Source organism: Streptomyces sp. NBC_00178 (genome assembly GCF_036206005.1).
Lineage (GTDB): Bacteria > Actinomycetota > Actinomycetes > Streptomycetales > Streptomycetaceae > Streptomyces.
Map to the genome: position 1 here is coordinate 2,035,409 of NZ_CP108143.1, position 23,831 is coordinate 2,059,239.

The 23,831-nt window shown below is 72.7% G+C and carries 23 protein-coding genes and 1 riboswitch; of the genes, 6 read left to right on the forward strand and 17 right to left on the reverse strand.

Annotated features, from left to right (window positions below):
• Nucleotides 1–50 precede the first annotated feature (50 nt).
• The 3 genes from OHT61_RS08765 to OHT61_RS08775 form a co-directional block, all read right to left on the reverse strand.
• Nucleotides 51–743 (reverse strand): response regulator transcription factor, encoded by a 693-nt coding sequence (locus tag OHT61_RS08765; RefSeq protein ID WP_329036565.1) that lies wholly within the window; start codon nucleotides 741–743, stop codon nucleotides 51–53.
• Nucleotides 740–1,969, reverse strand: coding sequence for a MacS family sensor histidine kinase (gene macS / locus OHT61_RS08770; protein ID WP_329036567.1), 1,230 nt, complete (start codon nucleotides 1,967–1,969; stop codon nucleotides 740–742). Before macS ends, OHT61_RS08765 begins: the two co-directional genes overlap by 4 nt.
• A gap of 84 nt (nucleotides 1,970–2,053) precedes the next feature.
• A complete protein-coding gene (locus OHT61_RS08775) occupies nucleotides 2,054–2,758 on the reverse strand; it encodes a lysophospholipid acyltransferase family protein (protein WP_329036569.1) in 705 nt (234 codons plus the stop codon).
• Nucleotides 2,759–2,985: 227 nt separating this feature from the next.
• On the opposite strand from OHT61_RS08775, the gene OHT61_RS08780 reads away from it, so the two are divergent.
• Both OHT61_RS08780 and OHT61_RS08785 read left to right on the forward strand, forming a co-directional pair.
• Nucleotides 2,986–3,765, forward strand: coding sequence for an alpha/beta hydrolase (locus tag OHT61_RS08780; RefSeq protein ID WP_329036571.1), 780 nt, complete (start codon nucleotides 2,986–2,988; stop codon nucleotides 3,763–3,765).
• Entirely contained in the window at nucleotides 3,758–4,423 is a 666-nt protein-coding gene (locus tag OHT61_RS08785; RefSeq protein WP_329036573.1) for a hypothetical protein, read from the forward strand. Before OHT61_RS08780 ends, OHT61_RS08785 begins: the two co-directional genes overlap by 8 nt.
• A 49-nt stretch (nucleotides 4,424–4,472) precedes the next feature.
• Here OHT61_RS08785 and OHT61_RS08790 read toward each other — a convergent pair whose 3' ends face one another.
• The 6 genes from OHT61_RS08790 to OHT61_RS08815 all read right to left on the reverse strand — a co-directional run bounded on the left by OHT61_RS08790 (nucleotide 4,473) and on the right by OHT61_RS08815 (nucleotide 9,622).
• A complete protein-coding gene (locus OHT61_RS08790) occupies nucleotides 4,473–5,234 on the reverse strand; it encodes an endonuclease/exonuclease/phosphatase family protein (protein ID WP_329036575.1) in 762 nt (253 codons plus the stop codon).
• Nucleotides 5,235–5,308: 74 nt separating this feature from the next.
• Nucleotides 5,309–6,250 (reverse strand): ROK family glucokinase, encoded by a 942-nt coding sequence (locus tag OHT61_RS08795; RefSeq protein ID WP_329036577.1) that lies wholly within the window; start codon nucleotides 6,248–6,250, stop codon nucleotides 5,309–5,311.
• Nucleotides 6,251–6,485: 235 nt separating this feature from the next.
• On the reverse strand, nucleotides 6,486–6,977 hold the full coding sequence (locus OHT61_RS08800) for a DUF5304 domain-containing protein (RefSeq protein ID WP_329036579.1): 492 nt from the start codon (nucleotides 6,975–6,977) through the stop codon (nucleotides 6,486–6,488).
• Between the two features lie 79 nt (nucleotides 6,978–7,056).
• Nucleotides 7,057–8,238 carry an ArsA family ATPase gene (locus tag OHT61_RS08805; protein WP_329036581.1) on the reverse strand — a complete coding sequence of 394 codons (1,182 nt, stop codon included), beginning with the start codon at nucleotides 8,236–8,238 and terminating at the stop codon, nucleotides 7,057–7,059.
• Between the two features lie 4 nt (nucleotides 8,239–8,242).
• On the reverse strand, nucleotides 8,243–8,692 hold the full coding sequence (locus OHT61_RS08810) for an SRPBCC family protein (RefSeq protein WP_329036583.1): 450 nt from the start codon (nucleotides 8,690–8,692) through the stop codon (nucleotides 8,243–8,245).
• A gap of 120 nt (nucleotides 8,693–8,812) precedes the next feature.
• Entirely contained in the window at nucleotides 8,813–9,622 is an 810-nt protein-coding gene (locus tag OHT61_RS08815) for a metallophosphoesterase family protein (RefSeq protein WP_329036586.1), read from the reverse strand.
• Between the two features lie 281 nt (nucleotides 9,623–9,903).
• On the opposite strand from OHT61_RS08815, the gene OHT61_RS08820 reads away from it, so the two are divergent.
• A complete protein-coding gene (locus OHT61_RS08820; protein ID WP_329036588.1) occupies nucleotides 9,904–11,700 on the forward strand; it encodes an AMP-dependent synthetase/ligase in 1,797 nt (598 codons plus the stop codon).
• Nucleotides 11,701–11,811: 111 nt separating this feature from the next.
• Here OHT61_RS08820 and OHT61_RS08825 read toward each other — a convergent pair whose 3' ends face one another.
• Nucleotides 11,812–12,954, reverse strand: a complete 1,143-nt coding sequence (locus tag OHT61_RS08825) for a glycosyltransferase family 4 protein (RefSeq protein WP_329036590.1) — start codon at nucleotides 12,952–12,954, stop codon at nucleotides 11,812–11,814.
• Nucleotides 12,955–13,031: 77 nt separating this feature from the next.
• On the opposite strand from OHT61_RS08825, the gene OHT61_RS08830 reads away from it, so the two are divergent.
• A complete protein-coding gene (locus OHT61_RS08830; RefSeq protein WP_329036592.1) occupies nucleotides 13,032–14,297 on the forward strand; it encodes a glycosyltransferase family 87 protein in 1,266 nt (421 codons plus the stop codon).
• On the opposite strand, the gene OHT61_RS08835 is transcribed toward OHT61_RS08830, so the two are convergent.
• The 5 genes from OHT61_RS08835 to OHT61_RS08855 all read right to left on the reverse strand — a co-directional run bounded on the left by OHT61_RS08835 (nucleotide 14,254) and on the right by OHT61_RS08855 (nucleotide 19,736).
• On the reverse strand, nucleotides 14,254–15,507 hold the full coding sequence (locus OHT61_RS08835) for a hypothetical protein (RefSeq protein ID WP_329036594.1): 1,254 nt from the start codon (nucleotides 15,505–15,507) through the stop codon (nucleotides 14,254–14,256). The genes OHT61_RS08830 and OHT61_RS08835 overlap by 44 nt on opposite strands.
• Nucleotides 15,508–15,523: 16 nt before the next feature.
• Nucleotides 15,524–16,543, reverse strand: coding sequence for a C40 family peptidase (locus OHT61_RS08840; RefSeq protein ID WP_329036596.1), 1,020 nt, complete (start codon nucleotides 16,541–16,543; stop codon nucleotides 15,524–15,526).
• A gap of 234 nt (nucleotides 16,544–16,777) precedes the next feature.
• Nucleotides 16,778–17,803 (reverse strand): C40 family peptidase, encoded by a 1,026-nt coding sequence (locus tag OHT61_RS08845; RefSeq protein ID WP_329036598.1) that lies wholly within the window; start codon nucleotides 17,801–17,803, stop codon nucleotides 16,778–16,780.
• A 291-nt stretch (nucleotides 17,804–18,094) separates the two neighbouring features.
• Nucleotides 18,095–19,456: an NYN domain-containing protein gene (locus OHT61_RS08850; protein ID WP_329043158.1), complete on the reverse strand. Its 1,362-nt coding sequence runs from the start codon at nucleotides 19,454–19,456 to the stop codon at nucleotides 18,095–18,097.
• 37 nt (nucleotides 19,457–19,493) lie between these two features.
• Nucleotides 19,494–19,736 carry a hypothetical protein gene (locus OHT61_RS08855; RefSeq protein ID WP_018555472.1) on the reverse strand — a complete coding sequence of 81 codons (243 nt, stop codon included), beginning with the start codon at nucleotides 19,734–19,736 and terminating at the stop codon, nucleotides 19,494–19,496.
• 165 nt (nucleotides 19,737–19,901) lie between these two features.
• On the opposite strand from OHT61_RS08855, the gene OHT61_RS08860 reads away from it, so the two are divergent.
• Together OHT61_RS08860 and OHT61_RS08865 are read left to right on the forward strand one after the other, a co-directional pair.
• On the forward strand, nucleotides 19,902–20,654 hold the full coding sequence (locus OHT61_RS08860; RefSeq protein WP_327119373.1) for a rhomboid family intramembrane serine protease: 753 nt from the start codon (nucleotides 19,902–19,904) through the stop codon (nucleotides 20,652–20,654).
• Nucleotides 20,651–20,932, forward strand: a complete 282-nt coding sequence (locus tag OHT61_RS08865; RefSeq protein ID WP_329036605.1) for an Lrp/AsnC family transcriptional regulator — start codon at nucleotides 20,651–20,653, stop codon at nucleotides 20,930–20,932. The genes OHT61_RS08860 and OHT61_RS08865 overlap by 4 nt, the downstream gene beginning before the upstream one ends.
• Nucleotides 20,933–21,001: 69 nt before the next feature.
• On the opposite strand, the gene OHT61_RS08870 is transcribed toward OHT61_RS08865, so the two are convergent.
• Both OHT61_RS08870 and trpD read right to left on the reverse strand, forming a co-directional pair.
• The gene (locus OHT61_RS08870; RefSeq protein WP_329036606.1) at nucleotides 21,002–22,381 is read right to left on the reverse strand and encodes an aminotransferase class V-fold PLP-dependent enzyme; all 1,380 of its coding nucleotides are present in this window, start codon (nucleotides 22,379–22,381) and stop codon (nucleotides 21,002–21,004) included.
• 174 nt (nucleotides 22,382–22,555) lie between these two features.
• Nucleotides 22,556–22,673: riboswitch (SAM riboswitch) on the reverse strand.
• Between the two features lie 86 nt (nucleotides 22,674–22,759).
• A complete protein-coding gene (gene trpD, locus OHT61_RS08875) occupies nucleotides 22,760–23,824 on the reverse strand; it encodes an anthranilate phosphoribosyltransferase (protein WP_329036608.1) in 1,065 nt (354 codons plus the stop codon).
• Between the last annotated feature and the right edge of the window lie 7 nt (nucleotides 23,825–23,831).

The following is a 23,831-nucleotide window of genomic DNA, read 5'->3' on the forward strand; positions in this document are numbered from 1 at the left end:
TCGGGATGGGTGGGACGGTCAATTCCTCGGCATCACAAGGTCGTTGTCGCTCATACGTCGTCGAGGCCGGCCTCGATCGCGTAGCGCACCAGCTCCACCCGGTTGTGCAGCTGGAGCTTGCCCAGGGTGTTCTGGACGTGGTTCTGCACCGTGCGGTGGGAGATGACCAGGCGTTCGGCGATCTGCTTGTACGAGAGGCCCTTGGCGACCAGCCGCAGGACCTCGGTCTCCCGCTCGGTGAGCTGCGGGATCTTCGGGGCGTCGGCCGCGACGGGCGCGGGGTCGGAGGCCAGCCTGCGGTACTCGCCGAGCACGAGTCCGGCCAGGCCCGGCGTGAACACCGGGTCGCCCGCGGCGGTGGCCCGCACGGCATCCGTCAGCTCCTGGGTGCTGGCCGACTTGAGCAGGTAGCCGGTCGCCCCGGACTTGACCGCCTCCAGCACGTCGGCGTGTTCGCCGCTGGCCGACAGCACCAGGACGCGCAGCCCGGGACGGGAGCCGACGAGCTCCTTGCAGACCTGGGCGCCGGGCATCCCCGGCAGGTTCAGGTCGAGCACCAGGACGTCCGGGTTCGCGGCCCCGGCCCGGCGCACGGCGCTCGGGCCGTCGCCGGCGGTCGCGACCACGTCGAAACCGGACTCGGTCAGATCGCGGGCGACGGCGTCGCGCCACATGGGATGGTCGTCGACGACCATCACCTTGATGGGCCGCTCTCCGGACGCCTGTGTGTCGGTCGTGCTCATCGGGCCGATCCTGCCTTCCCCCGTGGGATCTTCGGAACCTTCAACTCGACCTCGGTGCCCTGGCCGGGTACCGAGATCAGCTCTGCTGTGCCGCCCAGGTCGCGCAGCCGTCCGCGGATGGACAGCGCGACACCGAGCCGCCCCTCCCCCTCCGCCTGGTCGAGCCGGCCCTCGGGGATGCCGGGGCCGTCGTCCCGGACCGTGACGATCACCTCGCCGGGCTCGTCCTCGACCAGGATCCAGGCGCGGGCGGCCGGGCCCGCGTGGGCCCTGACGTTGTCCAGCGCGGCGCTCACGGCGGCGGCGAGTTCGCGGGCCGCGGCGACGGGGAGCAGCACCGGGGCGCCGGGCTCCGCGAAGGTGACCCTGGAACCGGCGTGCGCGGCGAGGAGTGCGCGCAGGTCGCCGTCGGCCGCCTCGGGCCCGGCGCCGTCGTGGTCCGCGTCCACCCGGCGGACCACCGCTCCTTCGGCGCTGTCCTCGGAGACCCGGGTCGTGGGCACGAGGCCGCTGGACACGAGCGTCCGCAGGGCGACCTCCTGCTCCCCCGCCATCCGGCCGAGTTCCGCCGCCTCACCGCCCAGCGCCGTGCCACGGCGCTGGACCATGGCCAGGACCTGGAGGACGCTGTCGTGGATGTCGCGGGCGAGGCGCTCCCGTTCCCGGGTCGCGGCCTCGATCTCCAGGGCGCGGGCGAGGGTCCGCTCGCTGGCGCGGGCGACCTCGACGACGTAGCCGATGGCGATGGAGGCGACCCACACGAGCAGGACGTTGTGGAACGTGTCCTCGCTGGGCTCCCCGCGCTCGACGATGTTGGCGGCGGCGACGAGGGTGGACGCGAAGGCGGCCCACCGCCAGCCGCCCTTGAGGGCGAAGGCGAGGACCGAACCGGCGGTCCAGATCGACGGGAGCGTCGGGCCGTCCGTGTGCTGGGCGTCGGCGTCGGCCAGGGGGGTCAGCAGGATGCCGGCCAGCGCGACGACCAGGTCCAGGCCGAGGAAGCGCTTGGTGCAGCTCGCCGCGTTGGCGACCCTGGGGAGGGTGGCCGCGGTCCACAGGGCGAGGAACACCAGGAAGGCGAGGGCGACCCAGGGGCGCTCGTACTTCTCGCGGCCGAAGCCGGCGAGGAGCACGGCGTAGACCAGCGTCAGCACGCGGTAGGCGGTGAGCGCCCGCCACAGCGGCTGCTCGACCGACATCCGTACGACCCGTTCACGACCGGCCATGTCCCCCGTGTCCCCTCACCCGGTTCCCCGCCCCGCCCATGCTGCCCGCTGCGGGCGGCCGGCGGTGTCCCGCCGGCCGGACCGTCACCCGCTCTTCTTCTTCGACTCCTCGGCGATCTGCCGCTTCGCCGCGGTCGCGTAGATGTCGACGTACTCCTGGCCGGACAGCTTCATGATCTCGTACATGACCTCGTCGGTCACCGACCGGAGGATGAAGCGGTCGCCGTCCATGCCCTGGTAGCGCGTGAAGTCGAGGGGCTCACCGATCCTGATCCCGGGCCGCATGAGCCTGGGCACCACCTGGCCGGGCGGCTGGATCTTCTCCGTGTCGATCATCGCCACGGGGATGACGGGGGCACCGGTGGCGAGCGCCACCCTGGCGAGGCCGCCGGGCTTGCCGCGGTAGAGCCGTCCGTCGGGTGACCGGGTGCCCTCCGGGTAGATGCCGAAGAGGCCGCCGCTCTCGATGACCTGGATACCCGCCCTGATCGCCGCCTCACCGGCGCCGCGTCCGCCGGAGCGGTCGACGGGGAGCTGTCCCACGCCCTTGAAGAAGGCGGCGGTGAGCTTGCCCTTCACACCGGGCGCGGTGAAGTACTCGGCCTTCGCGATGAACGTCACCTTGCGGTCGAGCACGGCGGGCAGGAAGAAGGAGTCGGAGAAGGACAGGTGGTTGCTCGCGAGGATCGCCGGCCCCCGGACGGGGATGTTCTCGAGGCCCTCCACCCACGGCCTGAAACCGAGCTTCAGGGAGCCGCCGATGGCGAACTTCATCGCGCCGTAGATCAACTCGTGTTCCTCCCGTGTGCCGTCGTTGAGACCTTAACCCGTGGGGCCCCCGCCGCCCCCGCCCGGACCTTGCGGCGCACCTCACAGCCGCGGCGGCGTGGTCCGGCGCCCGGGAGCACCGCTCGCGCGGTGACGGCCCTGGTCGGTGTCGGTCCGGTCGCGTACGGTGAAGTAATCCTTTCGCACACCCCCCGCACCCCGCCCCTCTTCACGAACAGGAGACCCCGGTGCCGGTCCTCCCTGGAGCCGAGCCGTTCCGCCACGAGGGCGGAGAGGTCGGCGTCCTCCTCTGCCACGGATTCACGGGCTCGCCGCAGTCGCTCCGTCCCTGGGCGGACCATCTCGCCGAGCGCGGGCTGACCGTGTCGCTCCCCCTGCTGCCGGGACACGGCACGCGCTGGGAGGACATGGCGGTCACGGGCTGGCAGGACTGGTACGCCGAGGTCGACCGGGAGCTGCGGTCCCTGCGGGAGCGGTGCGAGCGCGTCTTCGTCTTCGGCCTCTCGATGGGCGGCGCCCTCGCGCTGCGCCTCGCGGCGAAGCACGGCGACGCGGTCGCCGGCCTGGTGCTGGTGAACCCGGCGAACAAGGTGCACGGCCTGTCGGCGTACGCCCTGCCGGTCGCCCGGCACCTGGTGCGTACGACGAAGGGGCTGGCCGGCGACATCGCGCTGGAGGGCGCCGAGGAGATCGGCTACGACCGGGTGCCGCTGCACGCCGCCCACTCGCTGCGGGCCTTCTTCCGGCTGGTCGACGCCGGCCTGCCCCAGGTCACCCAGCCGCTGGTGCTGCTGCACAGCCCGCAGGACCACGTCGTGCCGCCCGCGGACTCGGCCCGGATCCTCAGCAGGGTGTCGTCGAGGGACGTCGAGGAGATCCTGCTGGAACAGAGCTACCACGTCGCGACGTTGGACCACGATGCGGAGCGGATCTTCGACGAGAGCTACCGGTTCATCGGCCGCCTCGCATCCGTCGCAGGCGAGAAGGGAAGCACGTCCGGTGGCTGAGCACGACGCGGAGCGCGCGGGCAGTGACGAGGAGCGCGAACCGCGCCCCTCGGAGGGGACGGCCGTCCCCGAGGGCACGGAGGAGGTCCGGCCCCTCGACGAGGCGGCGGCCTGGGAGGCGATCGTCGCGGGTTACGGCGAGGAGCCGCCGGATCCGCCCGGGGCCAAGCCCTTCAAATCGGTCGAGGACCTGGCCCTGCTGGACGACGGGCAGCTCAACGTCCTGGACGGCGGTCCGGAGAACGGCGAGGACGTCGACAAGGGCACCGGCGGGAAGGCTTCCGCGGGCCCTTCGGAGAAGAGGCCGCTCGGGGGTTCCGTCGTCTTCGCCCCCGGGGTCGCGGGACCGCGTGACTACGAGGTGGCGGAACCGTCGAGCGGTGACACCGACGACGCGGACGGCGACGGCGAGGGTCACTTCGTCCCTCCGGAGCCGCCGCCCCTGCCCGAGGCGGACGTGACGGCGAAGTTCGCCTGGCTCGCGGTCGTCGGCGGGCCGGTGCTGCTGCTGCTCGCGGTGCTGATGCAGTGGGAGATGACGTGGTGGCTGACCACGCTCTGCATCGGCGGGTTCCTGGGCGGCTTCGCCACCCTGGTGGCGCGCATGCCGCACGACGACGAGGAGGACGACGACCCGGGGCGCGGCGCGGTGGTCTGACGCGCGGGCTCGCCCACGCGGCCGCGCCCGGGGCGGCGGCGCCCCGGGCTCATCGGCCCGCGGGCACCCGGAGGGCGGCCAGTACGGGCAGGTGGTCCGTGGCCGCCCGCAGGTCGGCGGCGGTCACACCGGGGAGGCCGGCGGGGACGCCGCAGCCCAGCACCTCGATGCCCTCGGTCGCGAACACGGCGTCGATCCGCTTGCGCGGCGCGTCCGGCGGGAAGGTCAGATCGTCGCCCCACGGCCGTACGGCGCGGCAGTCCTGGAGCCGCCCGGCCAGCCGGCGGAACGCCTTGCCCTCGGGTACGTCGTTGAGGTCACCGGCCACGATCGCGTGCGGGACCCCCATCGCGTCGATCCGGTCCAGCACCATGCCCGCCTGGGCGTGCCGCTCGTCGCTCCGCAGGCTCAGGTGGCAGCTCACGACGCCGAACCGGGTGCCGGCGACGCGCACCACCGCCGTGGCCAGCCCGCGCCGGTGCTGCCCGGGGGTGAGCGGCAGCAGGATGTCCTCGGTGCGCTCCACCGTGGCGCGCAGCGAGCAGAACAGCATCGGTCCGGCCGCGGTGGCCCCGCCGCCGAGGATCACCAGGTCCGTCATGGCCGCGAGCCGGGCGGCGGCCTTGCGCCAGCGGAAGAAGCGCGGCGCCTCCTGGACGCACACCAGGTCGGGGGCGCAGGCGCGGATGACGCGGGCCAGGGCCTCGGTGTCGTCGCGCAGGGAGCGGACGTTGTAGCTGAGCACCCGGACGACGGCCGAACCGTCCGGCTCGGTACGGGAGTCGGGCAGGGACGTGGGCATCGTGACCATGGGAGGCACCCTACGACGGACGCCCGCCGCTCCCCGGAGGGCGCGACGGGCGTCGGACGTGCCGTGGCGGGTGGTCAGCCCTGGCGGGCCAGGTCGGCCGCGCCCACCAGTCCTGCCTTGCCGCCCAGTTGGGCCGCGAGGACCTGCGCGTGCGGACGCCATTCGCCGCCGATCAGCCAGCGCCGGAACGACTTGCGGATCGGGTCGAGGACGAGTTCGCCCTCGTCCGAGACGCCCCCGCCGACGATGAACGCCGACGGGTCGAACAGCGAGGCGAGGTCGGCCAGTCCGGCTCCGGCCCAGCGGGCCAGCTCGCGGAAGGAGTCGACGGCCACCGGGCAGCCCTGCCGGGCCGCCTCGCTGATGTGCTTGCCCTCGATGCCCTCGACGGAGCCGTCCCCCAGCCCCAGCAGGATCTGGGCGTTCTCCGGGGTGGCGTTGGCGCGCTGCTTCGCGTAGCGCACGAGGGCCCGCCCCGAGGCGTACTGCTCCCAGCAGCCCTGGCTGCCGCAGCCGCAGAGGAGTCCGTCCGGGACGACCCGGATATGACCGAATTCCGCCGCCACGCCGAAGCGTCCCCGGCGCAGCTTGTTGCCGATGATGATGCCGCCGCCCAGGCCGGTGCCGAGCGTGATGCAGATGACGTCGTCGTGCCCCTGGCCGGCACCGAAGCGGTATTCGCCCCAGGCCGCCGCGTTGGCGTCGTTCTCGACGACGACGGGCAGGCCGACGCGCTGCTCGACCTTGTCCTTGAGCGGCTCGTGACGCCAGTTGATGTTCGGAGCGAACAGCACGGTGGCGCGCTTGTCGTCGACGTATCCGGCCGCGCCGATGCCGACGGCCTCGACGTCGTGCCCCTCGCTCGCCCCGGACACCGCGGCGCTGATCGCGTCCACGATGCCTTCGGCCGTCGGCGGGGTCGATACCTTGAACGTCGAGAGGATCCGGCCCTCTTCGTCGACCACTCCAGCCGCGATCTTCGTGCCGCCGATATCGACGCCGATGGTGAGTCCCATGAATCCCTCAGTTTCGGTCGAGCCCCGCTACGGCCAACCGTACCCGAGCCGGGGACGGGTATTTCCTGTTCAGGGTCAGACCGACCGGCACATGGGGGTGGAAGAAGGAGCGGGGATGGGTGCGTGCAGCTGCAAGGCGGAGGATTGAGGCATGGCGGAGCCATGGTGATTGACGACGACGCCGCAGATGTGCGTGCTCACCCCCGCGACGCCGCCGCCCATGTGCCGGTCGGTCTCAGTCCAGGTCGATCTGTTCGCTGCCGCCGGTGCCCTCGTCGCGCGGGTCGGAGGGGTCGTCGGACGCCTTCTTCGCCGGGCCGGGGGTGTTTCCGGTGCCGCCCGGCCTCCCGCCGGCGCCTTCGGTGCCCTTCGTCCAGCGGGCCTCCTGGCCCTCGACGGCCGAGCGGTAGGCGGCCATGAGCTCGCTCCCGGCCGCTGCGAGGTGGTCGAAGAGCTCCGGGTTGCGCTCGATGACCGGCTCGACCGCGGACTTGGCCTGCCGGATCACCTGCTGGACCGTGCCCTGGGCGGCCATGCCGAGCAGCGGCGACTGGAGCGAGGAGACCTTGTCGGCCACCGCGTCCATCAGCTTGCGGAGCTCCTCGGCGGCGGAACCGGGCTGCTGTCCGTACTGTGCCCGGCGACGGGCCTTCTCCGCTTCGAAGTCCTCGGCGCAGGCCTCCGCCCACGCGTCGTCGTCGACGGGACGATCGGTGGCTTCACTCATGGCGGGCTCCTGCGACGCGGTTGCTTCGTGACCGTGGGGGCCACGTACTACCGACGGTACCCGAACGGTGGTATTCCGTTCATCGTGTACGCGGCCACAGGTCCGGGTCCGGTGTGAACCGGACACGCAGGACGCCGTCGGTCAGGGCCGCCCCGGAGACGGTGCAGCGGCGCAGGGCGGACTCCAGGCCGACGATCCGGTGGAACGGGCCCGCCGTGAGCAGGAGTTCGTCGCCGCGGCGGACGAGCTTGAGGTCCTGCTTGACGGCTCCGGGCAGCGGCAGGCACCAGGAGATGACCCCGTCGTCGGAGTTCTCCGTCCACCAGGGGTCCCCGGCGTGTCCGGGTGTCCGCTCGTCCGGCGCGCAGGTCCGGGCGAGGACAGCCAGGTCGTCGGCGGTGCGCGGCTCGTGGCCGAGGTGGGGGGTCTCGCGCACGGGCGTCGCGGGCTCCCACTCCTGCTGCCAGTGGTCCAGCGTCTTCTCCTGGAGCGCGGCGAGATCGGCGAACCAGGGGTCGCTGGAGTGGCGGGGCAGGACCCGTGCGGCGACGAGCGCGTCGACGCGCAGTCCGTGCAGCGCGAGTCCGGTGCGGGCGGTGCGCAGCGCTTCCGCGGCGGCCGGACCGGGCTCGGCGACCAGCCGCACGGTGGTCGCCTGGTCCTCGAACAGGGCCTGCACGGAAGCCAGTTCGGCGTCCTTGCGGGTGGCGGCCTCGTACAGCCACTGTGCGGGCATGGGGACCCCGGCGAGCTGGGCCAGCACCGGTCGCAGGGCGCGAGCGGCCTGGCGTTCGCGGGGCAGGAGACGGCGCAGGTAGCGGCGGAGCTGCCCGGGCAGGGCGAGCAGGGCGAGGGCCTCGGTCAGCGGGGGCAGGTCGACGACGAGTACGTCGTAGCCGCGTCCTGCCCAGTCGCCCTCGGTGACGCGGCGCAGCGTGTGCAGGACGGCGAGCTGCGCGCTGCCGGGCAGCTCGGTCAGTTCCTCGCCGTCGAGCCGGTTGGCGCCGAGCAGGTCGAGGACCCCCGACGCGCGCTCCTGGATGTCGAGGAGTTCGGCGCGGAAGTGTGCTGCCGAGTCGACGCGGACGCAGTCGAGCCGTTCGGCGGCCTCGGTGGGAGCGGCGCCCGCGGGCAGGGCGGGCACGGCGTCGGCGGACACGAGGAGCGTGCGGCGGCCGTCGCGGGCCGAGGCCAGCGCGGTCGCCGCGGCGACGGTGGTACGGCCTGCGCCGCCGGGGCCGGTGACGAGGACCGTACGCACGTGATCAGGCCTTGGAGACGGACTCGACGCGCTTCTTGAGCCCGGCGAGGGCGCGGTCGATGATGACCTTCTCGGCCTTGCGCTTGATCATGCCGAGGAGCGGGATCTTGACGTCGACGGCGAGGCGGTAGGTCACCTCGGTGCGGTCGCCGTCCCCGAGGGGCGCCAGGGCGTAGCTGCCGTCGAGGGCGCGCAGCATCTGGGACTTCACGAGGGTCCAGCCGACCTCGTACTCGCTGTTCCAGGTGTAGGCGAGGACGTGGTCGTCCTTGATCGCACCGGCGTCGAGGACGAGCCTGACCTGTTCGGCGCGGCCCTGGTCGTCGGCGGCCAGGATCTCGGCCTCCTTGACCTCTCCGGTCCATTCCGGATAGCGGTCGAAGTCGGCGATCACGCCCATGACGTCGGCCGGTGCCGCCTCGATCGTGATGCTCGAGCTGGTGTGTTCAGCCATCGCCGTGGCCCTCCAGTGCGGTGTACCGGTCGCGTTCGGCAGAGGCCTGCCGTGTGCAGGCTATCGCGTACGCGCTGCCGCTCCGTCCGCGCCCCGGCCCCTGGCCGGTGCCCGTGTCGCTCACCATTCCAGGGCCCAGGGGCGGCCGGTCGACGCGAAGTGGCCGACGTTGACGCACTCGGTGGCGCCGATCCGCATCCGCCGCACGAGCGGCTGGTGGACGTGGCCGAAGAGGGCGTAGCGGGGACGGGTCCGGTGGATGGCGTCCAGGAGGGCGGTACTGCCGCGCTCGAAGCGCCGGGCCACGGTGTCGTACGTCAGCTCGGGGACCTCCGGCGGGATGTGCGAGCACAGGACGTCCACCTCCCCGAGCGCCTCGACCTTGGCGGCGTACTCCTCGTCGCCGATCTCGTACGGGGTGTTCATCGGGGTCTTCAGGCCGCCGCCTACGAAGCCGAAGACCAGGCCGCCGATCTCGGCCCGTTCGCCGTCCAGCACGGTGGTACCGGGCCCGGCGTACTCGGGCCAGAGCGTGGGGACGTCGACGTTGCCGTAGGTGGCGTAGGTCGGGGTGGGCATGACGGCGAACATCTCCGCGTACTGCTTGCGTACGGCGGACAGGATCGCCGCGTTGCGGTCCCGCCCGGCCCACAGCTCGCGGCCGAAGGCGCGTGCCTCGTCGAAGCGCCGCGCGGTGCGCAGCTCGACGATCCTGTCCGCGTTCTCCGTGCCGAACAGGTCGGGGAAGATGCCGCGTGAGTGGTCGGCGTAGTCGAGGAAGAGGACCAGGTCGCCGAGGCAGATCAGGGCGTCCGCGCCGTCCCCGGCGCGGGCGAGTGCCTCGGTGTTGCCGTGGACGTCGCTGACGACGTGCACACGTGTTGGCCGCGTGGTGGTTGTGTGTCGGTTCAGGGGTGCGCCGGCTCGCATGGAGATCAGCCTAGGTCTCCACCCGCCGCTGTGGGTAGAACCCGCCGGACCTGCGGTTACTTCCGGATGGGGACACGGGTGGACTAATGTGCGCCGAAGGACCCCCGATATGTGTGATGCATAAGACATCTGGCCGGAACCCCCTTTCCGGAACCGCCTACCGGTGGGTAACGTCCGGCCAGTCCAGTCGTGCTCACCCCACTGAGCATCTGCCAGTCTTGGACCGCATCCGGTGCGTCGCACGGAGCCGTGTAACCGGAGCCCGATGAGGAGCAGCAGTCTTGCGCGAGTTCAGCCTTCCGGCCCTGTACGAGGTCCCCACGGACGGCAACCTGACGGATCTCATCCGCCGCAACGCCGCTCAGCATCCCGATGTCGCGGTGATGAGCCGCAAGGTCGCGGGCGCCTGGACGGACGTCACCGCCACGCAGTTCCTCGCCGAGGTCAAGGACACCGCCAAGGGCCTGATCGCGTCGGGCATCCGGCCCGGCGACCGGGTCGCCCTCATGTCCCGCACCCGCTTCGAGTGGGTCCTGCTCGACTTCGCCATCTGGAGCGCGGGCGCGGTCACCGTGCCGGTCTACGAGACGAGCTCCGCCGAACAGGTCCAGTGGATACTCGGCGACTCGGGCGCGGTCGCCGTCCTCGTGGAGAGCGACGCCCACGCGCGGTCGGTCGCCTCGGTGCGCGACCGGCTCCCCGGGCTGGAGCACGTCTGGGAGATCGAGCGGGGCGCGGTCGCGGAGCTCGCGGCGTCGGGCGCCTCCGTCTCCGAGGAGACCCTGGACCTGCGCATGGTCAGCGCCAAGGCCGACGACCCGGCGACGATCGTCTACACCTCGGGCACCACTGGCCGCCCGAAGGGCTGTGTGCTGACGCACCGCAGCTTCTTCGCGGAGTGCGGCAACATCGTGGAGCGGCTCAAGCCCCTCTTCCGTACCGGTGAGTGCTCCGTCCTGCTCTTCCTCCCCACCGCCCACGTCTTCGGCCGGCTGGTCGAGATCGCCTCGGTGATGGCACCGATCAAGCTCGGCTGCGTCCCGGACATCAAGAACCTCACCGATGAGCTGGCCTCCTTCCGGCCGACGCTCATCCTCGGGGTGCCCCGCGTCTTCGAGAAGGTCTACAACTCGGCGCGCGCCAAGGCCCAGGCCGACGGGAAGGGCAGGATCTTCGACCGGGCGGCCGACACCGCGATCGCGTACAGCCGCGCGCTGGGCACACCGCAGGGCCCCACGGTGGGACTGAAGCTCAAGCACAAGGTTTTCGACAAGCTGGTGTTCGGCAAGCTGCGCACCGTGCTCGGCGGACGCGGCGAGTACGCCATCTCCGGCGGCGCCCCGCTCGGCGAGCGGCTGGGCCACTTCTTCCGCGGCATCGGCTTCACGGTGCTGGAGGGCTACGGCCTGACCGAGACCTGCGCGGCGACGGCCTTCAACCCGTGGGACCGGCAGAAGATCGGCACGGTCGGCCAGCCCCTGCCCGGGTCCGTCGTCCGGATCGCCGACGACGGCGAGGTCCTGCTGCACGGCGAGCACCTGTTCACCGGGTACTGGAAGAACGACGCGGCCACGGCCGAGGCACTGGCCGACGGCTGGTTCCACACGGGTGACATCGGGACGCTCGACGAGGACGGCTACCTCGCGATCACCGGCCGCAAGAAGGAGATCATCGTGACGGCGGGCGGCAAGAACGTCGCCCCCGCGGTGATCGAGGACCGCATCCGGGCGCACGCGCTGGTCGCGGAGTGCATGGTGGTCGGCGACGGCCGGCCGTTCGTCGGCGCGCTGCTCACCCTCGACGAGGAGTTCCTCTCGCGCTGGGCCGAGGAGAACGGCAAGCCCGCCGGGTCGACGGCCGTGTCGCTGCGCGAGGACCCCGAACTGCTGGCGGAGGTGCAGCGGGCCGTGGACGACGGCAACGCGGCGGTCTCCAAGGCGGAGTCCGTGCGCAAGTTCCGCGTGCTGGCCGCGCAGTTCACCGAGGAGGCGGGCCACATCACTCCGTCGCTGAAGCTGAAGCGCAACGTCGTCGCGAAGGACTTCGCGGACGAGGTCGAGTCGATCTACCGCGCCTGAGCCGCGTCCGTACGAGGAGGGGCCCCGCACCGGTGTTGAACCGGTGCGGGGCCCCTCCTCGTACAACGCGCCGGGTACGGCGTTCGGAGTACGGCGCCCGGGGTGCGGGACTCAGAGCAGCGTCCTCAGCTTCTCGGCCAGCAGGTCCCAGCGCCATTTCTCCTCGACCCAGGCCCGGCCCCGCTCCCCCATGCGGCGGCGCAGCTCCGCGTCCCCGAGCAGGGTGACGATCCGGTCGGCGGACTCCTCCGCGGAGCCGCCCCGCACGACCCAGCCGGTCTCCCCGTCGAGCACGGCGTCCGGGGCGCCGCCCGAGTCGCCGGCCACCACGGGCAGCCCCGTCGCGGACGCCTCCAGGTAGACGATGCCGAGGCCCTCGACGTCGAGACCGCCGCGCCGTGTGCGGCAGGGCATCGCGAAGACGTCACCGGCGCCGTAGTGCGCGGGCAGCTCCTCCCAGGGCACCGGTCCGGTGAAGCGCACGGAGTCCTCGACTCCGGTCTCCGCCGCCAGCTTCCTTAGCTGCCCGGCGTACGGGCCGCCGCCGACGACGAGGAGGACGGCGTCCGGCACCTTCGCCAGGATCGCGGGCATGGCGAGGATGAGGGTGTCCTGGCCCTTGCGCGGCACAAGCCGCGACACGCACACGACGACGGGCCGGTCGGTGAGCCCGAGACGGGCCCTGACCCGGTCGCCGCCCGAGGCCGGATGGAAGGTCTTCTCGTCGACCCCCGGCGGGAGCTGCACCATGCGGCCCGCCGCCTCCGGGGTGAGCGCGGCGGCGATCCTGGAGCGGGTGTACTCGCCGAGGTAGGTGATCGTGTCGGTGCCCTCGCCGATACGGCGCAGCAGCTGCCGGGAGGCCGGCAGCTGGGCCCAGCCCGCCTCGTGTCCGTGCGTGGTGGCCACCAGGCGGCGCGCTCCGGCCCGGCGCAGCGCCGGAGCCATCAGTCCGAGGGGCGCGGCCGCGCCGAACCAGACCGACGTGCACGCGTGCTCGCGCAGCAGCCGGCCGGCCGTGCGCGTCACCCTCGGGGTGGGCAGCAGCATCGTGGTGCGGTCGCGCACGACGGTGAAGGGCTGCTCGGCGTCGAAGGCGGCGGTCGCCGCGGCCCCCTCCTCGCCCCGCTTCCAGGTGGAGGCGTAGACGACGATCCGGTCCGGATCCATGCGCAGCGCCATGTTGTGCAGGAAGGCCTGGATGCCGCCGGGGCGGGGCGGGAAGTCGTTCGTCACGATCAAGGTCTTGTCCATCGCCGCCGACAGTACCGGGCGCCCCGACGGCCCTGCCTCACGGCTCCCGCCCGGCCCGGGCCTGCATCATGGCGTGCATGACGGTCAGGACAGGTACGAGTGACCGGGTGGGCCGGGGTCTGTCCCTCGCCGTGTGGGGCCTCACCCGGGCGGTGCTGCTGCTCTGCGTGTTCAAGGTGTTCACGGTGCCCGGCCCGGACGTGACGAGCGACGTCTCGGTGATCTACCGGGGCTGGTACGAGGTGTTCCACGCCGGTTCGTATCCGCTGGACGACGTCACCTGGCAGTACCCGCCCGCCGCGGCGCTCGCCGTGCTCTCGCCGGACCTGCTCCCCTTCCTCGACTACGCCTCCGCGTTCTTCGTGCTCGTGCTGCTCTGCGACGCGCTGGTCCTGGGGCTGCTGCTCCGGGCGGCGGGCCGTCCGGAGGGCGGGAGCGCCGGGGTGTGGCTGTGGGTGCTGGGGGTGCCGCTGCTGGGGCCGACCGTCTACGCCCGCTACGACCTGATGGTGACGGCGGTGGCGGTGGCGGCGCTGCTGGCGGGGGTGCGCCACCCACGGGCCATGGGCGCCCTGGCCGCCTTCGGGGCGCTGCTGAAGGTGTGGCCGGTGCTGCTGCTGGTGGGCACGGCCCCGGGACGGGCGACACGGCGGTCGTGGTCCGCCGCCGCGGTGACGGCCGGCGTGCTGCTCGTCGTGGCGGCCGTGGCCGTGCCGGGGGCGTTCGCCTTCCTGGCGTTCCAGCGGGACCGGGGACTGGAGATCGAGTCGCTCGGGGCGCTGTTCTTCCAGGTCGCCCGGCAGTTCGGCTGGAGCGGCCGGGTGGAGCTGCGGTACGGCTCGATGGAGTTCGCCGGTCCGCACGTCGCCCTGGTGAGCACCCTGGCCCTGGCGCTGAGCGTGTCCGCCCTCGGCTGGCTGCTGGTGTGGCGGCTGCGCGCCCGTACGTTCGCGGTGCACACCCCGGCGGACGCGGCCTTCGCGGCGGTGCTGCTGTTCACCGTGACCAGCCGGGTGATCAGCCCGCAGTACATGGTCTGGCCGCTCGGGGTCGCCGCCGTGTGCCTGGTGTTCCGGGGCAGTCGCATGGGTCCGCCGGCCTGGCTCGTCCTGGCGGCCACGGGTGTCACGCTGCTGGAGTTCCCGCTGGGCTTCGCCCATGTGGTCGCCGGTGACGCGGAGGGCGTGGCCCTCATGGCCGTACGCAACGGCCTGCTGGTCGTGGCCACGTTCAGTGCCGGGCGCCGGCTGTGGCGCGGGACCGTGCCGGACGGGCGCCGGGGCGCCGGGGTGGAGCGGGTCAGCCCAGCCGGTCGCGAAGATAGTCCCGCCAGCGCACCGTGAAGTCCTCGGGTGTCGTGCCGAGGACCGACTGCATGGCGTGCTCCACCGCCCCGTCCCGCCCGGAACGGCTGCCCACGGCCTTGTAGAAGGCGATCAGCTCGTCCTCGCCCCAGTCCCGCGCGATGAGTTCGCAGGCCAGCCAGCCGCCCTCGTAGGCCCGGGAGAGCGTCGTGGGGTCCTCGTCGAAACCGAAGTCCTCGTCCGCCGGGAGCCGCGCGGGCAGGTCGCCGGCGCGGACGGCCTCGGTGAGTTCCGGCGCGAGCTCCGGGGCGGTGCGGGTCTCGTGGCGGTAGGCGGTCCGGTCCGCGAAGCCCTCGGAGAGCCAGACGGGGGTGGCGGCGGAGGTGTGGGCGCGGGTGGCGACGTGGGTGGTCTCGTGCGTGAGGACGACCCGCTGCCCGAAGTCGCCGAGCATGCCGTACGCCTGCGGGTTGACGACCACCCGGTCCGCCGGTGCCCTGCCGTTGCCGCCGACCTCGCCGGTGGTGACCGCGGCTATGCCCCGGTAGCTGGCCACCGGCGACCCCAGGAGCCCGGCCATGTCCTCGACGGTCCTCGGGACGAGTATCACCACCCCCTCCGCCCAGGACGCGGGCCACGCCTCGGCGACCGACGGGACGGCGGTGTCCGCGGTGTCCGCGACGCGCCGCAGTTCCGCCTCCCGCCGCCCGACCCCCAGGACGAGGCTGCGCGTGCCCCGTACGGCCTGGACGTCACCCTGCTCCCAGAGCTGTCCGGGGCTGCCCTCCGATGCCCGGTCGGCCGCGATGTACCAGGTCCGCCCGCCGTCCCGGCGGACCAGCCGCACCGTGCGGGAGGACGACATGGGCGCCTTGTCGTAGTCCTTGATCCGGTAGCGCAGCTCGACCTCGGCGGTGACCCGGTCCGCGCCGTCGCCGGTGATGCCCTTCACCTCGTACGCCCACGATTCCAGGGGCACGTCGGCGAGGTTGCGCAGTTCGGTCCGCTGGGACGAGCGGAAGGACGCGGCGCGCGGGTCGAGCCCGGCCAGGTAGGCGGCCTCGTCGTGGTGCAGGACCGCCGCGGCACGCCGGCCGAGGGCGGCGGAGACCTGCCGGGCGGTGGGGCCGGCCGCGGTGTCGGGAGGGGCTGCGCAGGCGGGCGCGAGCAGCAGGACGGCGAGCACGGCCCCTGCCGTGCCCCGTCCGCGGAACCGTGTCCGCCGCCCGTCCTGCGTCCGAACAGCCATCCAGCCGATCGTACGGTCAGACGCGGGTGACCGAGGAGACGGGCATCATGCCGACGGGGTCGTAGCGGACCGGGGCGCCCGGATACGGGGCGTGGATGACCTGGCCCCCGCCCGCGTACATCCCGATGTGACTGGCGTCCGCGCGGTAGGCGACCAGGTCGCCGGGCCGGGCCTGCGAGAGCGGCACCATGCGGCCCGCGTACCGCTGCGCCTGCGACGTCCGGGGCAGGCCCACCCCGGCCTGGGCGTAGGCCCACTGCATGAGGCCCGAGCAGTCGAACCCGGCGGGACCGTTGGCACCCCACACGTACGGGCGCCCTAGGGCCTGCCGTGCCGCCATGAGGGCGGCTGCGCCGCGGGCGGACGCCGCGACGGCGGAGAGGTCGCCGTGCGCACCGGAGCGCGAGGAACGGCCCAGTTCGTCGCGGTCCGCGGCGGGCATCGCCCTCAGCAGCTGCCGGGCGCGGGCCAGCTTGCCCTCCACCGTGCGCTTGTGGCGGGCCACGGCCGCGCGGTCGCGCTCCATGGCGGCCAGGGCTCCGGCGGCCTCCGCGCGGCTCTGTTCGATCCTGCGCTGGGCGTGGCGGAGCTTGTGCAGGGTGACGGCACTGCGCTCACCGGCCCGGTCGAGGGCCGCCGCCCGGTCGAGGAAGGTGTCGGGGTCCGAGGAGAGCAGCAGGGCGACCGACGGGTCGACGGCGCCCGACCGGTACTGCGCGCCCGCCATCGCGCCGAGGGAGTCCCGCAACCGGTTGATCTCCTCCTGGGTGCGGGCGGCGGAGTCCTGGGCCGCGTCGATCCGGCCGCGCAGCCGGCCGAGGTTCTCCCGGGCCGCGTTGAACCGCTCGGTGGCCCGCTCCGCCTCCCCGTACAGGCGGTCCACGGCGGCCTTCGCACTCTCGTGGGAGTCCTGCGGGTCCGCGCTCGCCGGGGCGGTGCCCAGGGTGGCGGCGGCGGTGGCCGCGGCGGCGGACAGGACGGTGGCCCGGACACCACGGTTCAGACCGGGCCGGGTGGGGCGGCGATGCGACACCACAGGAAGCCGCACTCCCTTCCGCTGTACGCAGACGTGCGCAGCCCCTGCCGCCCGGGCGGGCGGACCGACGCACGGGAGCTGCACGGCAGCGCAGACAGTAACCGGACGGCTACGGACTGACCAAAGGCCACGCCGGGGTGCCGGAGCGCGGGAACGACGGCGCCCCACCGGTGACCTGTGGTCTCCGGCGGGGCGGGGTGCCGGCGGGGGTGCCGCGATTCGCCCGTTCGGGCGTCAGACGCGGACGCCGAACTGGAAGGTGCCCATGTAGTCCATCGACTCGTAGCGGACGACGGCGCCGGGCTTCGGGGCGTGCAGGATCTGGTTGTTGCCGGCGTAGAGGCCGACGTGCGAGGTGTTGTTGAAGAAGACCAGGTCGCCCGGCTTGAGGGCGCTGCGGCCGATCCGGACACCGTCGTTGATCTGGGTGTACGTGGTGCGGGTGATCTGGACGCCGGCCCGGGCGTAGGCCCACTGGGTCAGACCCGAGCAGTCGAACGAGTTGGGGCCGGTGCCGCCGGAGACGTACGGCTTGCCCTGCTGCGTGGCGGCCGCGCTGAGGGCGGCGGCGCCGCGGGCGGACGCGGGGACCTCGTTGCCGAGGTCGACCCGGTCACCGGCGGCGCGGCTGGCGCGCTGCTCGTCGGCGGCCATCTTGGCCCGGTCGGCGGCGGTGAGGGTGTTGAGGAGCTTCTGGGCGTCGGCGAGCTTGCCCTGGTACTTCTTCTTGTTCGCGTTCAGCGAGGTGCGGACGTCGTCGAGGTCCGCGAGCTTGGCCTGCGCCTCCTTGCGCTGCTGCGCGAGGGTGCGCTGCTTCGCCTGGATCTTCTGCAGCGACTCGGCCTGCTTGGCGGTCAGCTGGTCGAGCGCGGAGGCCTGGTCGAGGAAGCTGTCCGGGTCCGAGGAGAGCAGCAGCTGGACCGACGGGTCGAGACCGCCGGAGCGGTACTGCGCCGTCGCCAGGGAACCGAGTTCACCCCGCAGGGTGTTGAGCTCGTCCTGGCCGCGGGCGACCTTGTCCTGGAGGGCCTCGGCCTGCTTCTTGAGCTTGTCCTGCTGCTCCTTGGCGCCGTTGGCCTTCTCCGTGGCCTCCTCGGCCTCGTGGTAGAGCTTGTCGACCTTCGCCTTGACCTCTTTCGTGGTCGGCTTGGGGTCGGCGTGCGCGGCCTGGGAGGTCAGCGCCACGGCCGCTGCGGCGGTCGCGGTGAGCACGGTCACGCGGGTGCGGCTCGGCTGCTTGGGACGACGGTGGGACGCCACGAAGGCGAGCTCCTTCTTCCTCGAGCCGCCTACCGGGCTGTGGGGGACAGGATCCCCGGCTCCGTGCACATCACGGAATCGGCGGTTCCTTCGCCGCCACCCCTGGTGGGCGATCAACCGTGCGAAGGTTCGAGGCCTGACCCTAGTGACCATCTTGTGATCAGTTCAAATCCTCACAAGCAAAATCTCGCCGCACCAGCCACTTCTTTACTTTCATCGCACTGCGTGTAGCGACGACTTGACGGTACGTTCCGTAAATTCCGGCAAGTCACCCAAGCCGCTCAATGCGCCCTAGACGCGCGAAAGGCGCTTCAGGAGCAAGGCGGACGCCACCGGTCTCGCACCGGCCTTCGCCACGCCGTCCGCCACCTCGCGGTCGGTGGAGACCACGACGACGGGTCTGCCCGGCGGTTCGGCGCGGGCCAGTTGCCTGATCAGCTCGTCCGCGGTCACCCCCGCCTTGCTGAACAGCACCCGCACGCCGCGTGGCGGAGCCAGCAGGACCGGGACGGCCAGTTCGGCGCCGTCGAAGACGCAGGTCATCTCGGCGCCGGTCTGGGCGGCGAGGACGGAGAGTCCGCCGAGGAGGCGCAACCGCTGCTTCTCCAGGGGCATCTGCGGATAGCCGGTCTTCGTGACGTTGTAACCGTCGACGATGAGATGCGCCTGGGGCAGGGCCAGCAACTGGTCGAGCAGGGCCGGATCCGTCTCCGAAAGCGCCCTGGCCGCGATGTCCTTGGGCGACATGCGGCCCGGCTCCACCGCCTCGACCCCGTCCGCGGGGCGGATCGAGGAAGGGGGCAGGGCCAGTTCGCGGCGCAGCCCCTGAGCGGCGTCCAGCACGGTGTCCAGGAGCAGCCGCAGCCGCATGTCCTCGACCGACCGGCCCTCCCTGGCGGCTCTGCGGCCCGCCTCGACCGAGGCCTCCGCCTCGGCGAGCCGCGCCTTGAGCCGACGGGTCTCACTCTCCGCCGCGGACACCTGGGCGGCGGTCTCGGCGCGCACGGTGTCCGTCTCCGCGCCGAGCTTGCGCAGGGCGGCCTCCCCGCGCTTCACCTCGCTGAGCGCGCTGCGGAGCTTTCGATGGAGGGAGTCGTTCTCCTTGCGTGACGCGTCCAGCTCCGTACGCAGCCGCTCGGTGTCGGCCCGGGTCTGGCCGCGGGCGCGGTCGAGTTCCTCGCGCAGCCGCTCCAGTTCCCGCCGGGTCTCCTCGTCGGCCCGCTCGGCGTGCGCCCGCTGGACCTCCTCGCCCGCGGCGGCGACGAGCTTGACCCAGCCGGCGGGCCGCAGCACGTACGCGGCGGCGGCCACGTCGACCGGGTCCGCCGCGGCGGGCGGCGCGCCGGACTTCAGCGCGTCGGCGAGTTCCGGCTGGGTCTGGCCGATCCGCTCGCCGATGCGCCGCCGGAAGGCCGGGTCGCTCTCCAGGGCGGCCGCCATCGCGTTACCCGCGAACTTGGCGCGCCTGCTCGGCGTGAAGCGGGCGTACTGTCGCAGCTGGGCGGGGAGTTCGCCGACCGTCAGACCGCCGAAGGCGTCCGAGACCAGCGCCACCACCCTGCGGCGTACGCCCTCGGGCAGCGGACGGTCGAGCGACTCCGCGGTGCCGTCGGCCGCGTCGGCCGGTCCGGCGCCGCCTGTCGGCTGCTCCACCATCCATCACCCCAATATGTAGGTCCGCACGGCTCCGTCAGGAGTCGGCGCCCGGCCTGTCGACCAGTTCGATCTGGTCCACCGCGTTGCACCAGCGGCAGCGCACGGACTCGATGGTCTCACTGACCACCTCCCGCTCCTCGACACTCGACTCCCCGGCCAGGTCGAGATGGACGTACTCCACGACCTTCGAGGAGCGCGTCACGTCGAAACGGGTGAGATTGCCGCAGAGTGTGCAGCGCCAGCGGGTCGCGTCCGTCGGCTGGGGAACCGTCGTCATCGTTGAGTCCTCTTTCGTCGAGTCTCTCGTGCGTGCCCAGGTCTTCGGTCTCGCGGTGCGCCGTCGAACTGCGGAAGTCCTGCGGCAACCCTACGGCCTCGCGCATCCCCGCCGGCACGGCGAGGCGGTCTGTCCCGTTCTCACCGTGTGCGTCATGCTCTGTACGTGATCGATCTGCGGGAAGGCGACTGGCGGAAGCGGGCCCGGGAGCTCGGCGCGGCGGCCGGCGCGGGCGGCGCCCCGGTCACGTACGGACTGATGGCGCTGTGCTGTGCGGTGTTCCTGATCAGCCCGCTCTCCGGGTTCAACCCCACCCACGGCGAGGGCGACGCGCTCCTCGCCGCGCAGGCGGGGTACTTCGAGCGGTGGGGCGTGATCCCCAGCGAACTCCTGGACGGCTCCGCCCACGCGGCCCTGACCCCGCTGACCGCGCTCTTCGTCCACGGCAGCTGGCTGCACCTGCTCGGCAACATGCTCTTCCTCTACGTGTTCGGCGCCATGGCCGAGGAACGCATGGGGCGCACCGAGTTCGTCTTCTTCTACGTCGCGTGCGGCTATTTCGCCCTGGTGGCCTACGCGGTCGTGCACGCGGGCTCGGACCAGACGCTGGTCGGGGCGTCGGGGGCGATCTCCGCCGTGCTGGGCGCCTTCCTCTACCTCTTCCCCCGGGCCCGCGTCACCAGCCTGTTCCCGTTCCTCTTCTTCCTGCCGCTGCGCTTCCCCGCGTGGATCGTGCTCGTGTTCTGGTTCGTGCTCCAGTGGCTCGCGGCCCAGGGCGCGGGAAGCGGGCCGGGGGTGGCCTACCTCGCCCATGTGGCGGGCTTCGCCGCCGGGTTCCTGTACGCCTGGGGGCGTTATCGGGGTGGTACTAGAGTGAAGCCACCAGCCACGGCCACCGAGGGAGAAAGCCAGCCGTGATCACCGCGATCGTTCTCATCAAGACCAGCGTGGACCGGATCCCCGAGATCGCCGAGGCCATCGCCTCGCTGGACAGCGTCAGCGAGGTCTTCTCGGTCACCGGCACGTACGACCTGATCGCCATGGTCCGGGTCGCCAGGCACGACGACCTCGCCGACGTCATCCCGGGCCGGATCAGCAAGATCCCGGGAGTCGAGGGGACCGACACCCACGTGGCCTTCCGCACCTACTCGCAGCACGACCTCGAGGCGGCTTTCGCCATCGGCCTCGACGCCTGAGGCGCGGCGGACGGCTCCGGCCGGGACGGGGAGACGCTCCCGTCCCGGCCGGTTCCGCCCACGGACGGATCAGACCTGGACAAAGGCGCCCCGGTCCGGGACGCAGCGGCCGTCCTCGGTCCGGTAGGCCCAGCGGGCGCCCGAGCTCACGAGCTCCCGGACCGCGCCCAGGAACCGCTCGATGTGCTCGTCCGGCGTCCCGGCCCCGAAACTCACCCGGATGGCGTTGAGCGACCTCTCCCCCGGAGCGGCCTCGGGGGCGCCGCACTCACCCGGGTCCTGCGGCTCGCTGCCCAGCAGGGTGCGCACCAGCGGGTGGGCGCAGAACAGTCCGTCGCGCACCCCGATGCCGTACTCCGCGGAGAGCGCGGCGGCGAAGTGCGAGCTGTTCCAGCCCTCGACCACGAAGGAGATGACGCCGACCCTCGGGGCGTCGTCGCCGAACAGCGAGAGCACCTTCACCTCGGGGACTCCGGCCAGCCCCTCCCGCACCCGGGTGACGAGCTGCTGCTCGCGCTCGACCAGCCGGTCGAAGCCCGCCTCGGTCAGGGCCTTGCAGGCGGCGGCGATGGAGTAGACGCCGATGACGTTGGGCGATCCGGCCTCGTGGCGGGCCGCGGTGGTGTGCCACTCGACGTCCACTCCCCCGTCGGTGCGCCGCGCCACCTTGCGGGAGGCGCCGCCCCCGGCGAGGTAGGGCTCGGCGTCCCGCAGCCAGTCGGCCCGGCCGGCGAGCACGCCCGAGCCGAACGGGGCGTACAGCTTGTGGCCCGAGAAGGCGACCCAGTCGACGTCCAGCTCCGCGATGTCCACCGGGTGATGGGGCGCCAGCTGCGCGGCGTCGAGGACGATCCGGGCCCCGTGGGCGTGGGCGGCAGCCGCCAGTTCCTTCACCGGCCACAGCTCGCCGGTGACGTTGGAGGCACCCGTGACGCAGACCAGGGCCGGGCCGTAGGGGTCGCGGGCGGCCAGGGCCCGCTCGAGCGTGGCGACGGCCTGGTCCGGGGTGCGCGGGGCGTCGAGGTAGGTCACCCGGGCGTCCCGCCAGGGCAGCAGCGAGGCGTGGTGCTCGGTCTCGAACACGAACACCTCGCAGCCGGCGGGCAGCGCGGCGGCCAGCAGGTTGAGCGAGTCGGTCGTCGAGCGGGTGAAGACCACCTGGTCGTCGGCGCGGCAGCCCAGGAACTCCGCGACGGTGGCCCGGCTCGTCTCGAACAGGTCGGTGGAGAGCTGCGAGAGGTATCCGGCACCGCGGTGGACGCTGCCGTAGTACGGGGCGTAGGCGGCCACGTCGTCCCACACCCGCTGGAGGGCGGGGGCGCTGGCGGCGTAGTCGAGGGCGGCGTACGTGACGTCCCCGCCGGTGACGAGCGGAACGGTGACATCCGCGCCCAGAACGGGCAGCGGGGCACAAATGGTCTGGTCGGCGGCAGCGGTGGGTACAGACATGGCGAACTCCCGTAAGAGGCAGGCGACATCCTCGCGCCGGCGGTACGCGGCAGCGCGGAGAGGAAGGAGGAAAAGGGTGTGCGGAGGAGGGCTTCGCGCCCTATCGCATTCGCTTGCTCACAGAAGGCTCCCTGGGACCAGGACCCCAAGGGGTGGCATCCAGCGATGCCGAGGGGTCCGCGCTTGCCGCAGACCTCGCTGACTGCGGCCTGGTCTTCACCCGGGGCACCCCGCCACGGACGGAGGGTTGCCGGACAGCGGGCCGGGGCCGTAGTCGCTGTCACTCATGACCTGCCCAGCATCTTGCCACACCCCTGGCGACGCGCAAGGGCGCAGTCCGCGATCCGGACTGCGCCCCGCTCTCACACCGTGCGCCTCTCAGGCGTTGCTGGCGGACACCCAGCGCTCCAGCGCGCGCTTGGCCCCGCCCGAGTCGATGGACTCCGCGGCGCGCGCGATCCCGGCCGCCAGCTGCTCCTGCAGCGTGCCCGCACCCGGGTCCAGCGCGACCAGCGCTGCCGCGGAGTTGAGGAGCACGGCCTCGCGCACGGGCCCGGTCTCCCCGTCGAGCAGCCGGCGGGCGACATCGGCGTTGTACGACGCGTCGGCGCCCCGCAGGGCCTCGACGGGGACCAGCTGGAGACCGACGTCGCGCGGGTCGAAGGGCTCCTCGCGGACCGTGCCGTCGCGCACGGTCCACACCCGGGAGGTGGCGGTGGTCGTCAGCTCGTCCAGGCCGTCGTCACCGCGGAAGACCAGCGCGGAGTTGCCCCGGTCCGCCAGCACACCCGCCACGATGGGCGCCATCTTCGGGTCGGCGACGCCGATGGCCTGGGAACGCACCCGTGCCGGATTGGTGAGCGGACCCAGGATGTTGAAGGTGGTCTGGGTCCCCAGCTCCTTGCGGGCCTTGGCCGCGTACCGCAGGGCGGGGTGGAACTTCACGGCGAAGCAGAAGGTGATGCCGGCCTCCTCCGCGACGGAGACGACCCGCTGCGGGGTGAGTTCGAGGTTGACGCCGAGCTTCTCCAGCACGTCGGAGGCCCCGCTGGCCGAGGAGGAGGCGCGGTTGCCGTGCTTGACGACCTTGGCCCCCGTCCCCGCGACGACGATGGCGGACATGGTGGAGATGTTGACCGTCTTGGCCATGTCGCCGCCGGTCCCCACGATGTCGACCGTGCGGCCGGGCACCTCGATGGTGTGGGCGTGCTCGTACATGGCGCGGACCAGTCCGGTCACCTCGTCGACCGTCTCGCCCTTGGCCCGCAGCGCGACCGCGAACCCGGCGATCTGCGCGTCCGTGGCCTCACCGCTCATGATGCGGTTCATGGCCCAGGCCGTGTCGTCGGCGCCGAGGTCCTCGCCCCGCAGGAGAGGGGTCAGCACGCCCGGCCAGGTGCGGGCCGCCGTGTTGTCGCCGCCGTCCTGGGTCGCCACGTTCATGGTCCGC